Raw genomic sequence first — 12,365 nt, forward strand, 5'->3', positions numbered from 1 at the left:
TGCTCACCGCGCGACGACGAGCCCGCGCGGCTCGCTGCCCTCAGGTGGTCGCGCGCAAGACCAGACGCGGCGGGAAGACGATCGAGGTGACGCGCTCGCCGTCCGGGTCCGCCTCGATGAGGCGCAGCAGCTGGCCGACGGCGGTCGCCGCAAGGTCCACGACGGGGTTGTGGAGCGTCGTGAGCGGAGGTGTGGACGCGTGCGCGGCGTCGAGGTCGTCGTACCCGATGACCGCGACGTCCCCGGGAACCGAGCGGCCCGCCCGCGCGAGGGCGCGCAGGGCGCCGACCGCGATCGTGTCCGACGCCGCGAAGATCGCATCGATGTCGGGGTGATCCTTGAGGAGCTGCGTCGCCACCTCGTCGCCGGAGGCGGCGCTGAACTGCGCGTACGCCAACGCATCGGTGGCGAAGCCATGACCCGCGAGGGCGTCGCGCCACCCCTTGAGGCGGTCGACACCCGCCGTCATGTCCTGAGGCCCAGCGATGTGGGCGATGCGGGTGCGGCCGCGCGTGACGAGATGCTCGACGGCTAGGCGGGCGCCCGCCACGTTGTCGACGTCGGTGTAGATGAGTTCGCGCGGGGCGTCGAACGGGCGGCCGACGAACACTGCTGGGATGGCTGACGCCGCGACGACGCGCTCCAGGTCGTCGCCCTCGTGGTGAGAGGTGATGACGGCGCCGTCGACGTGGCCGCCGCGCAGGTAGCGCGCGATGCGGTCGGCCGTCTCGTCCTTGCGCGAGAGGAGCAGCACGAGCTGAAGGTCGGTGCGCGCGAGAGCGTCGCCGACGCCTCGCAGCGTTCCTCCGATGAACGCGTCGGAGAGGAGGCGCTCGTCCGGCTCGGGAATGATGAGCGCGATCGAGTCCGTACGACGGGTCACGAGCGAACGCGCAGCGCGGTTGGGCACGTAGCCGAGTCGCCTGGCCGCGTCGTCGACCGCGGTACGCGCGGTGGGCGAGACACGCAGGCCGCCGTTGAGCGCGCGGGATGCGGTGGACCGTGAGACGCCGGCCGCTGCGGCTACTTCGTCGAGCGTCGGCGCCGCAGCGTCGTTGCGCGGGGGGAACTCAGACATCGTCGAGGTCTTTCGTCAGGGCGACGGTCGAAGAAGGACCGCTCGTGAGAAGAGGGTAGGTGAGGCGCGGTTGCCGTGCATGAACGGCGCGCTGACGTCTCGGCAGCTAGACGGAGGTCTCGTCGATGAGACGCCGTAGGCCCCGCCCTCGCCGGACGGGGCCCACGGTGGGTCGCGGAGCACGGAACGTGCACCGACGACCGCCGCCCACGACCACGGGCCTCGACCTCCCGAGGTCCGGCGACCCTCCGCAGAGGGCCGCCGGGCGGCTGCCGGTGAGGCGGGTCAGCCCTTGACCGCGCCCGCCATGATGCCAGCGACAAGCTGCTTGCCGGCAACGATGAAGATGATGAGCAACGGGACCACGGACAGGAGCGCACCCGTGAGGATGAGCGGGTAGTCCGTGTAGTACTGCGACTGCAGGCCCTGGAGGGCGACCGGCAGGGTTCCGCTGGCCCGGTCGAGGATGATGTACGGCCACATGAAGTTCGTCCACGACCCGACGAACGTGAAGAGGAACAGCATCGCCGCGGCGGGGCGTGCGGCCGGCATGGCCACGTGCCAGAACGTGCGGATGAGGTTGCAGCCGTCGACGCGGGCAGCGTCGATGAGCTCGGTCGGCAGCGCGTCCTGCAGGTACTGCGTCATCCAGAACACACCGAACGCCGTGACGAGGCCCGGAAGGATGATCGCGAGCAGGTTGCCCTGGAGGTGGAGCTTGTTCATCACGAGGTAGAGCGGGACGATGCCGAGCTGGGTCGGAACTGCCATCGTCGCGATGACTGCGACGAGCAGACCGCGGCGGCCCTTGAAGTTGAGCTTCGCGAACGAGAAGCCCGCGAGGGTCGAGAGCAGGACGACCGAGATCGACGTCGACGTCGCGGCGACGAGCGAGTTGAGGGTCGCACCCCAGAAGTTGATGTCCGACTCGAGGACGCGCTTGACGTTCTCGACGAAGTTGCCGCCGGGAATGAGGTTGAGCGACCCGGAGAAGACGAAGTCGTTGTCCTTCGACCCGATGAGGAACGACCAGTAGAACGGGAAGGCCGACAGCAGGACGAAGGCGGTGAGAATCGTGTAGGTCACGCCGCCTGGACGACGCGCACCGTTGGTGAACGGCGACGTCTTGCGAGGGCCGCGACGGGCAGCGGCGCGTGCGGCGCCGGGCCCGGCGCTCTGGGCGATGGCAGGAATCGAGCTCATCGGTCGCCTCCCTGCGACGAGATGCGGCGGGTGAACCAGAAGTTCACGACACCGACGAGAAGGATGAGGAGGAAGAGCAGCCACGCGACGGCAGCTGCGCGGCCGAAGTTGGCCTGGTTCCAGCCGACTTCCCACAGGTAGAGCGTGATGGTCTTCCACTGGCCGTCAGCTCCGCCTCGGCCGGACCCTGACCCACCCGGCCCGAACATGCGAGCCTCGTCGAAGATCTGCAGACCACCGATGGTCGAGGTGATGACGACGAAGGTGATGGTCGCCTTGAGCATCGGGACCGTGATCGAGAAGAACTGACGCACGCGGCCGGCGCCGTCGATCGTCGCGGCCTCGTACAGGTCGCGCGGGACGGCCTGCATGGCGGCGAGCAGGATGAGCGTGTTGTACCCGGTCCAGCGGAAGTTCACCATCGTCGCAATGGCGATGTGCGACGGGATGACGTCCGAGGTCCACGGAACAGGGTCGATCCCGATCATGCCGAGAAGCGTGTTGACGACTCCGAACTGCTCTGCGAAGAGGTTGGAGAAGATGAGCGCCACGGAGACCGGCGCGACGATGTAGGGGAGCAAGACCCCCATGCGCCAGAACGTGCCAGCGCGAAGGTTGGAGTCGAGCACCGCAGCAATGAAGACCGCGACGATGAGCTGGGGGATCGTCGAGAGCAGGAAGATCGAGAACGTGTTGGTGACGGCGTTCCAGAACTGGTCCTGCTGGAGGATCGCGGTGAAGTTGTCGAGGCCGACGAACTCGCCCTGGCCACCGATCGGGTGCCACTTGTGAACGGCGACGTACGCCGTGTAGAGGAGCGGCGCGAGACCGAACATCGCGAAGATGATGAAGAACGGCGAGATGTAGAGGTAGGGCGAGACCTTGAGGTCGAACCGGCTCATGCGCTGGCCCCAGCCGAGGCGGCGTGCCTGGGGTGGGGCCGGGACCTGAGTCGGACCGCCCGTTCCCGCTTCACGGGTCGAGGACGTGCTGACGGTCATGGGTGTTCCTTCGTGTGTGCCCGCTGCGGCGGGCGGAGGGCCGATGTCACTGCCGCGCGGTCACGGCCGCGCACGTGAAGACCCGAGGGCCGGGGTGCGGTGTGCACCCCGGCCCTCGGTGCGATCAGTTGAGGTCCTTGAGCTCCTTGAGCACCTGGGCCCACGACTCGTCGATCGTCTGCTTCTTGCCCTTGACGCCCATGTCGACACGGTCGAGACCGTTGTTGACGACGTCGGAGACCTTCTTGTAGAGCGGGCCCTTGTAGGCCTGGACGATGCCCTCGGCGCGGTTCGAGAGGATCTTGCCCGTGGGGGCGTTGTTGAACCACTCGAAGGTCGCGTTCTGAACGTCAGACGACTTCAGCGCGTCGACGGTCGAGGGGAAAGCGCCCTGGTCGACGAAGAGCTTCGCCTGAACCTCGGGGGACGTGAGGTAGCTGGCGAGCTTCTTGGCCTCGACCGGGTGCTTCGACTGCGACGGAACCGCGAGGAACGAGCCGCCCCAGTTGCCAGCGCCGTTCGGGAAGACGTCAGCAACGTCCCAGCCCTTGAAGTCGTCGCCTGCGCGCTCCTTGATGGCGTTGAGCATCCAGCCCGGTGCCAGGATCGTCGCGAAGCCGTCGTCGCCCTTGAAGCGCTTGTCCCAGTCAGGGTTCCACTGACCGGAGTGCGGCGACTGGTTCTGGTCGGTCGCAGCCACGAGCACCTGGCGGAAGAGCGCCTCGACGTCCGAGCCGGCGAGGTCGCGGACCGTGCCGTCCTCGTTCTCGTAGGCGCGCTCGACCTGGTTGATCATGCCGAAGAAGGTTCCGCGTGCGCTGTCGAGCCAGGGCTTGCCGGTCTTGGCGGTGTAGTCCGCGCCGACCTGGAAGTAGTGAGCCCAGTCGCCCTCGAGGAGCTTGGCAACCGACTCGCGGTCGCTCGGGAGGCCAGCCTCCTTGAAGAGGTCGGCGCGGTACGCGATGGCGTTGGGGCCAGCGTCCGTTCCGTACATGATGAGACGGCCCTTGGAGTCAGTTCCGAGGGCGGTCTTCCAGTCGAGCCAGCGGCCCGCGAGCGCGGGGTCCGTGAGGTCCGTGAACTTGTCAGCGAACTGCATGAGCTCGGGGACCCAGTCACCCTCGATGGCCTCGACGTCGCCGAGACCGGAGGACTGGCCGAGGAAGTTGAGGATGTTCTCGCGCGCCTCGTCGGAGCCGCCCATGACCTTCTCCTCGACAATGATGTCGGGGTTGTCCTTCATGAACTGCTCGATGTGCGGCTTGTATCCGAAGTCGTTGAACGTCGAGAGGGTGATCGTGACCTTCTCGCCGGGTGCCCGGCTGGTCGGAGCAGCTGCTTCCCCGCCGCCGCACGCGGTCGCGACGAGCGCGATCGTCGCGACGCCGGCCGCTGCGGCCCACGTCTTGCTGATGTTCATGCGCACTGATGACTCCTTCGTCGTGGCTCGGCCTCGCTGCCGTGCCGTCCCTGCCGTTCACCCGACGGATGAACGTCGAAACTCGGCGAGCCCTGTCAAGGGAGCGCTTCCACCAAGACCGTGGGAGCGTTTCCACGCCGCTGAAGATGATGGTGGCCAACGGGTGGGAGCGCTGTCAAGCGGTTGGTCCTCGATTCGGTGTGGAAGCGATCCCACAAGTCCAAAACCGCAGGTCAGAGGGTTGCGTGGAGAAGGCGCGTTGCCGAATCGTTACGGTGAGTTCGTCGCGCGTCTCACGTCCCGGAGCCGCGTGAGGCAGCTCTCGGACGCACGCTGCGCGCGACTCACCGGGCTCGGCGCGAGGACCTGGGCCGTGAGTCCTCAGGCAGGTGTGCCGTGGACGTCGAGCCAGGCGCGCACCCGCAGCCCCTCGGCCTCAAGCGTGGTTCGCATCGCACTGGCGGCCGACTTTTCGACCGCGGCACCGAACAGCGGGATCGCCGCGCGCACGTCGCCGTCGTACGTGAGGAGCGCACCCTCACCCGAGTCACGCAGCACGACCGTGCCGGTGAGCCGCACGGGCGTACCCGTGATCTCGAGCGCAACCGTGCCCCGCCACGTCCCGTCACGGGCGCCGTCCCAGGCCTCGACCTGACGGATCTCAAGCTCGGAGCCCACGAACGAGCGCACCTGCGCCGGGATCTGCGCGGCCGACACGGAACGCCGGATCGTCACACTGAACGCATCGCCGTCGGTGGGCGTCACGACAACATCCTCGACCCGCGCGTCAGGAACCGATGCGCGGAACCGCACGAACGTCAGGTCGCGCATGAGCGTCGCGTACGCGGCAGCGGACAGCGGGACGGGGACGTCGATCGACACGTGCATGCACTGAGCCTAGCGGCGTCAAGGGTCCGCGTCCCCGCCACGTACGCTGGAGTCGTGTCTGTCATGAGCGAGCTCATCTCCCGCCACTCGTCCCTCGACCACGCCGACATCGACTGGCTCCACCTCCTCGTCGGTGACTGGCAGGCCATCTCAGACCTGGCATTCGCCGACCTCGTGCTGTGGCTGCCCGCCGACGACGGCGAGCTCGTCGCGATCGCGCACTGCCGTCCGTCGACCGGCGCGACCGTCCACTACGACGACATCGTCGGGACGATCGCCACAGCGGGGCGTCGCACGCAGCTGCGCGGCGTGCTCGAGGACCGCCGCATCCACCGCGAGCGCGAACCCCGCTGGCTCGGCGCGTACGCGGTGCGTGAAGAGTTCGTCCCGGTCGTCCACGAGGGCCGCGCGATCGCCGTGCTCGTCCGCCAGACCTACCTGGGCTCCGGCCGCACGCCGAGCCGCCTCGAGCTCAACTACGTCGAAGCGGCCGAAGGGCTGCTCGGCATGATCTCGCGCGGCGAGTTCCCGCAGGCCGACTCCGCGACGGGACCGCGTCGCGGAGCCCCTCGCGTCGGCGACGGTCTGCTCCGGCTCAACGCCGAGGGCGAGGTGCTCTACGCGAGCCCCAACGCACTGTCGTGCTTCCACCGGCTCGGCGTCTTCGGACCCCTCGTCGGCGAGTCGCTCGTCGAGATCACCGCGGACCTCCTCGTCCAGCAGGCACCCGTCGACGAGTCGCTGCCCGTCGTCATGATGGGACGCGCGCCGTGGCGAACCGAGCTCGAGTCCGACCGGGTCTCGCTCTCGGTCCGCTCGCTGCCCATCACCGAGGACGGCCGCCGCATGGGTGCCGTGCTCCTCTGCAGGGACGTCACCGAGGTACGGCGCCGCGAGCGTGAGCTCATCACCAAGGACGCGACGATCCGCGAGATCCATCACCGGGTGAAGAACAACCTCCAGACGGTCGCGGCACTCCTGCGTCTGCAGGCTCGGCGCATGCACGTGCCCGAGGCCCGCGCGGCGCTCGAGGAGGCGATGCGACGCGTGGACACGATCGCTCTCGTCCACCAGGCGCTGTCCCAGACGCTCGAGGAAGAGGTCGAGTTCGACGACATGGTGGGCCGCGTGCTGCGCCTCGCGGCGGACATCGCCTCCGCCGACACGAGCGTCCGCACGGTCTCCGGGGGCGCCTTCGGGATGATCCACTCCGAGGACGCGACGCCCCTCGCGCTCGTTCTCACCGAGCTCGTGACGAACGCCGTCGAGCACGGCTTCCCTGATCGGGCCACAGGAACAGTGCAGATCCAGGCGACACGCGACGGGAGCAACCTCACCGTCCACATCGTCGACGACGGCATCGGTCTGGGGCCCGACGGTGGCCCGGGCTCGGGCCTTGGAACCCAGATCGTGCGGACGCTCGTCGAGAACGAGCTCCATGGCTCGATCACGTGGGCGGCGACGCCCGAGGGTGGAACGGACGTCACCGTGCAGGTCGTGCTGCGCGATGCCCGCGGGCACCGGGCCTCGGCGCGCGCCGAGGTGGTCTGAGCTGAGCCGAGGAGCGACCGACGCCGAGCAGAGGGGTGTTTGTTCACGACTGAGGGCCGGCACCCCGCGGGGTGCCGGCCCTCAGCCGAATGATGTGGTGCTCAGCCAGCGCGACGAGCCCGTGCCGTCCGGCGCTTGAGCGCGCGGCGCTCGTCCTCGGACATGCCGCCCCAGACGCCCGCGTCCTGGCCGGACTCGAGTGCCCACTTGAGGCAGGTGTCGACGACGTCGCATCGACGGCAAACAGCCTTCGCATCCTCGATCTGCAGAATCGCCGGGCCGGTGTTCCCGATGGGGAAGAACAGCTCGGGATCCTCGGTGAGGCATGCGGCGCGGTGACGCCAGTCCATGGAAATGCTCCTCGGTCGAACATGACGGTGCCACGCGCAGCGCGCTGCGACCGTACAAGAGTGGGGGGACGGTCCCTGGGGACCTCCCCAAGGTTCACACCTCATGGCGAGTTGCACAAGAGGTCACGGGGAGGTTTCGCCCCGGTGGCCGTGAGGCGATAGTCACAAGGTCCGTTCTTGACATGCGAAGCGGTGGGGAACGCCTCGGCGCAGGTCCGAGACGTGTGCGGTCGACCCTGTTGCCCACGTACTGACATGAGGTCGTCCCGTAGGCTGGCCGCGTGCCTGTCGATCTTCTCCGCCGTCCCGGCGTCGCGATGCCCGGCCCCGGCCGGACGACCCTGCTCGCCGTCGCCGGACTCCTCGTGGTCGAGGCGGCTGTGCTCGTCGTGGGAGGTGGCGCCGCCGTCGTCGATCTTGTGCGTGGTGGCCGCGTGGGTGTGGACCTCTTCCTTGCCGCGTTCGCGTGGGGCCTGGCCGCGTTCCTCGTGGTGGCGGCCCGCGGACTGCTCGACGGGCGACGGTGGGCACGCTCGCCCGCCATCACCTGGCAGCTCTTCCAGATCGTCATCGCGGTCACGTGGCTGCAGGGTGAGGTGAGCCTGTCGCCGATCATCCTCCTGGCGGCCTCGGTCGGGGTCATCGTCGGGCTCCTCCTGCCGTCGGTCGTCAGGCGCACGTTGACGGGGCGCGAGACCGAGTCCTGACGGCGGCGCGACCCCGCTGCGCTCCGCGTCGAGCGCGCTCAGCTGTCGGTGGGCGCAAGACACTGGACGAGCTCGATGCGGCCCTCGGCGACGAGCGCACCGCGCCCCGCGGGGCACGGTCCGGGCTCGACCACCTCGCTGACGTCGGCCGCGAGCACGTCCGCCGACCCGGGCCTGCCCGGGTCGAGCACGACGCCGTGCCGGCCCGCCCGCACGCGGGCCAGGACACCGCGGGAGGCCATGGTCGCAGCGGACGTCGTCGAGGAGACGAGAAAGCGCTCCACACCCCGGATCGTTGCCGCACGGTCGTGCTCGGCAGGAAGGAGCCGCGCGAGGACGTCGACGTCGTCGACGACGAGCGTCCACCCGCCTGACGCGACGAGGTCGGGAATCATCGCGAGCCCTTCTGCCGACAGGGGTGCCCGTTCCAGACCGGGCACGGACTCGAGACCCGCGCAGCGACCCACGACGACGACCGGCCCCTGCCGGAGCGCATGACGGGCGAGCTGCGCGAGGATGGTCGTCCGGCCTGATCCGGGCGGCCCGGCGACGAGGACATCCCGTGTGACGTCGAGGGTGCGCGGACCTGCGTCGTCGCCCCCGTGCCCGAGAGGTGCGAGCCCAGGATGCTCGGCGTGCTCGACGGCATGGGCAAGATCGGCGCGTGCTCGGTCATCGGCCACGGACGGGAGCCGGGTGAGGCGGAGAGGCCGCGCGTGACTCCCGGAGGGCTGCGGTACCTCGTGCGCGTGCCTCGGCAGGAACGCCTGCGCGAGCCGTGCCGGGCCCGCTCCCGTCCAGACCCCGCGGCCCGGCCGACCGCCGAGCCCGACCAGTGCGCTCGGGACCCCGCGGCCGAGGTCGCTCGTACGGTCCGTGCCGGTGAAGACGAGGCGCGGTCCGAGGGTCGAGGCGAGCGGCCCGGCGAGGTGACGGCTGCTCGCGAGGGCGAACCTCACGCGGTGGGCGGCCGGCTGACGCGCGAGCGCCACGAGGGTGTCAGCGCCCGCGCCACGGTTGACGCGCCCGAGCGCCGCCAGGATCTCCTCGACACCGTCGACGAGCACGAGCGTCGGTTCAGCGGGGGGTGCGGCGAGGAGCCTGGTAAGGAGCGTATGGACGCGGCGCGGGTCGGATGCGGGCGCGTGGGTGCCGAACCAGGGCGGCAGGCTCGGGGGTGTGACGAGGGGGTCGGGCCCCAGGACGTGGACGTGCCAGCCCCGGTCGGCTGCCTCGAGAGCAAGTGCGCGCAGCGTCGTCGAACGCCCCGAGCCGGGCGCTCCCTCGATGTGCAGGTGACCGCGCTCGGGCTCCCACGTCGCGTGGGCGCGTCGCCGCTCGTCGGGGACGTCGAGCAACGCCACGGGCAACCCCGCGGGCGCGTCGGAGACGAGGGCCTCGCGACCCGCCGCGTCGAGCGCGGACACCTCGGACGCGAGCTTCACGAGCGCACCCGCCGCGTCGGGCGCGATGTCGTCGGCGCGGCACGCGTCGGGCAGGGGAGGCGCCCACAGCGGTGTGGCGCGCGCACCGCCGCGCAGCGCGATCGCCTCGCTCGCGGCCGCGACGAACCGCGTGGCCGCGTCCGCGCCCCAGCCCGGGGCGGCGAGCCGTGGCGGCCCCGGCGACCCCGGAACCCGGCGGACGCGCGCCGAGGCCCGCGTCGACGGCGCCGAGGCGAGCGCGCACCGCACCGTGCGATGAACCGACCGGCTCGTCACGACGATCGCCTGCCCGGGCATCGACGCCGGGAGGCTCGCCGCGTCGGGTACCTCGACGACGTCGCGCGAGTCCGCGTCTGACGCGACGCGCAGGGCGACCCGCAGCCCGACGTTCGCGCGCACGTCCGCGCTCACGGTGCCCGCCGGGCGCTGGGTCGCAAGGAGAAGATGCAGCCCGAGCGACCGACCCTGGGCGGCGATGCGCAAGAACGAGGGCACGAGATCCGGATCGTCGTCGGCGAGCGCCCGCAGCTCATCGACGACGACGAGGATCCGGGGCGGGCACACCCCCGTTCCCCGCCGCGCGAGCGTGTCGATGTCGGGTGCGTCGTGGCGCGCGCAGAGCTCTTCGCGCTCGCGGAGCTCGGCGCGCAGTGCCGCGAGGGCGCGCCGGGCCGAGCCCGGCTCGAGGTCGGTCGCGACGCCCGAGACGTGCGGCAGGGCAAGGCACGGGCCCAGGCCCGCGCCGCCCTTGTGATCGAGGAGGACGAAGGTGAGCCGCTCGGGCGGATGCGTGAGAGCGAGCGAGAGGACGAGCGTCTGCAGGAGCTCCGACTTGCCCGCGCCGGTCGTCCCCGCGATGAGGCCGTGCGGGCCGTCCTTGTTCAGGTCGATCGACCACGCGTTCCGCGCACCGTCGGCGAGCCGACCCACGAGGGCCACCGGGGAGCGAGGGGCGCGCGCCCATCGCGCGTCGACGTCGCGCGCGAGGGCGTGCACCGGACGCGTCGTGTCGAGGCCGAGAAGGTCGGCGAGCGGAACCGTCGCAGCGTGCGTAGCACCGATCGCCTCTGCGACCTGTGGCGCCAGGGCGCGCGCGAGCTCGTGGGCCAGATCCGTGCCGAGGCCCGGTCCGGCGATCGCGTCCTCGCACCATGCCGTCGGGTGTCCGTCCGGCGCGACGAGGATGACGCGCACGCCGGCGGGGGCGCTCGCCCACCACTCGCTCGTGCGCCGCAGGTCGGCGGGGCCCGCGAGGATGACGACGACGAGCTCGGGGGAGTCGGCGGCGCCGGACGCGCCGTGCTCACCCGTGGCCGTGCCGATCACCGCGCGCGGCCCCGTCCCGGGCCGTGCGCCGGGCCCTGCCCCGGCCCGTGCGCCGGGCTCGACGCCCGCCTCCGCGCCGGACAGGGCCGAGGGACGCGCCCCGAGCCACCGCGCCCACTCCCAGGAGTGCGCGTCGCCCCCCACGATCCGGACGGGCGCACCGGGGAACAGGGCGGCGAACGCGAGCACGGCGCTGCGAGCGCGCCGGTGCGCCCAGGGACCGGACGCAGCGAGCGCTCGGGGTGCCGCCGTCGGGTGCGGGGCCGGAGACTCCGGTGCGGTGGGTCCGGCGGCGCCAAGGATCAGCGTCGTGAGCGCGACCGGTGCGGAGGCGAGCTCATCCCACGACCAGGGCATCGGGCCCTCGGCGGGAAGGGCGCGTCGACGACGACGCGCCAACGCCGTGACCCCGAGCGCGATCGGGCCGACGAGGCCGACGAGCGCGAAGGCGGGCCTGCTCGTCACGAGCGCGAGCATCGCGGCTGAGACGAGAGGGACGACGAGCGTCGTCACGGACAGCCCCGCCGTCATCGTGCGCGAGCGTGCCGTCCCCTGCGCACGCGACTCCTCGGCTGCGCGCGCAGCGCGCTCGGCCGCGACGCTCACGACGACGCGCCGGACGACGACCGCGCCTGCGCCCACGGTGAGGACGTCGCCGTGCCCGACCCGTCGGGCGGCCAGCCGCAGACTGCGCGGCCGGTCGCCTGAGCGCTCACGCACGAGGGTCACGCGCGTGCGTCGCGCGTGACCCGCGCGCGCGACGCGCAGCCGGGTGGTGCCCGCACCGGCCGAAGGTCGGGCCGCGCCGCGCCGGGTCCGCCCCTCGACAACGAGGCCGCCCGTCGCGCGCGCGACATCCGTGTCGATGAGACCGGCGTGAGGCCCCGCGACGACTTCCCAGAAGGCTTCCGCGGCGAGGGCCCGACGTGCGCGGGACACTGCCCCCTCGTCCCGTCCGTCTGGCCGTCGCCGCGGGACGTGCACCCGGATGTCGGCGCCCGCGACGAGGGGAGGAAACCCGACGAGCACGTCGTCGTCGAGCAACCGCGTCCCGATGGCCAGAGGTGTCTCGAGAAGCTCCGAGCGTCCGAGCACCTCGGCGAGCTGCCCGCGCAGCGCGCCGAGCCTCGCGCCGCGCTCGAGCTCGACGTCCTCGCCCGCGACCGTCATCCGGACGTGGTCGCCCGACGCGGCACCGCCAGAGACGCCGGTGGTGCCCGACGCGGCACTGCCAGAGACGCCGGCACTGCCAGAGACGCCGGGGCTACCGGAGACGCCGGGGGTGCCAGGGGTGGCGGTGCTGTCTGGTCCCCCGGACGCGGCAGCGGGAGGCAGAGCAGATGAGCGCATGCACCGACGATCGTGCCTGCGCCGCCCCGGCGCGCGCAACGGCCCT

At 71.3% G+C, this 12,365-nt stretch carries 9 protein-coding genes; 2 read left to right on the forward strand and 7 right to left on the reverse strand.

From position 1 onward, the window contains the following. Positions 1-40: 40 nt before the first annotated feature. From ACTVCO_RS06045 to ACTVCO_RS06065, 5 genes are all read right to left on the reverse strand, one after another. The gene (locus ACTVCO_RS06045; protein ID WP_443727503.1) at positions 41-1,078 is read right to left on the reverse strand and encodes a LacI family DNA-binding transcriptional regulator; all 1,038 of its coding nucleotides are present in this window, start codon (positions 1,076-1,078) and stop codon (positions 41-43) included. A 285-nt stretch (positions 1,079-1,363) separates the two neighbouring features. After that, positions 1,364-2,281, reverse strand: a complete 918-nt coding sequence (locus tag ACTVCO_RS06050) for a carbohydrate ABC transporter permease (protein ID WP_443727504.1) — start codon at positions 2,279-2,281, stop codon at positions 1,364-1,366. Next, on the reverse strand, positions 2,278-3,282 hold the full coding sequence (locus ACTVCO_RS06055; RefSeq protein ID WP_443727505.1) for a carbohydrate ABC transporter permease: 1,005 nt from the start codon (positions 3,280-3,282) through the stop codon (positions 2,278-2,280). The genes ACTVCO_RS06050 and ACTVCO_RS06055 overlap by 4 nt, the downstream gene beginning before the upstream one ends. A gap of 124 nt (positions 3,283-3,406) precedes the next feature. Beyond that, on the reverse strand, positions 3,407-4,702 hold the full coding sequence (locus tag ACTVCO_RS06060) for an ABC transporter substrate-binding protein (RefSeq protein WP_443727506.1): 1,296 nt from the start codon (positions 4,700-4,702) through the stop codon (positions 3,407-3,409). A 381-nt stretch (positions 4,703-5,083) separates the two neighbouring features. Then, positions 5,084-5,590, reverse strand: coding sequence for a DUF2505 domain-containing protein (locus ACTVCO_RS06065; RefSeq protein ID WP_443727507.1), 507 nt, complete (start codon positions 5,588-5,590; stop codon positions 5,084-5,086). 63 nt (positions 5,591-5,653) lie between these two features. On the opposite strand from ACTVCO_RS06065, the gene ACTVCO_RS06070 reads away from it, so the two are divergent. Beyond that, positions 5,654-7,141, forward strand: coding sequence for a sensor histidine kinase (locus tag ACTVCO_RS06070; RefSeq protein ID WP_443727914.1), 1,488 nt, complete (start codon positions 5,654-5,656; stop codon positions 7,139-7,141). A 101-nt stretch (positions 7,142-7,242) separates the two neighbouring features. Here ACTVCO_RS06070 and ACTVCO_RS06075 read toward each other — a convergent pair whose 3' ends face one another. After that, positions 7,243-7,491, reverse strand: a complete 249-nt coding sequence (locus tag ACTVCO_RS06075) for a WhiB family transcriptional regulator (protein ID WP_102510284.1) — start codon at positions 7,489-7,491, stop codon at positions 7,243-7,245. Positions 7,492-7,772: 281 nt separating this feature from the next. Between ACTVCO_RS06075 and ACTVCO_RS06080 the strand changes: the two genes are divergently transcribed. Continuing rightward, the gene (locus tag ACTVCO_RS06080) at positions 7,773-8,198 is read left to right on the forward strand and encodes a hypothetical protein (RefSeq protein WP_443727508.1); all 426 of its coding nucleotides are present in this window, start codon (positions 7,773-7,775) and stop codon (positions 8,196-8,198) included. 38 nt (positions 8,199-8,236) lie between these two features. Here the strand turns inward: ACTVCO_RS06080 and ACTVCO_RS06085 are convergent, their stop codons facing one another. Continuing rightward, positions 8,237-12,319 (reverse strand): FtsK/SpoIIIE domain-containing protein, encoded by a 4,083-nt coding sequence (locus ACTVCO_RS06085; RefSeq protein WP_443727509.1) that lies wholly within the window; start codon positions 12,317-12,319, stop codon positions 8,237-8,239. Positions 12,320-12,365: the final 46 nt, after the last annotated feature.

The sequence above is a fragment of the Sanguibacter sp. A247 genome (assembly GCF_052324925.1).
In the GTDB taxonomy this organism is placed as follows: Bacteria; Actinomycetota; Actinomycetes; order Actinomycetales; family Cellulomonadaceae; genus Flavimobilis.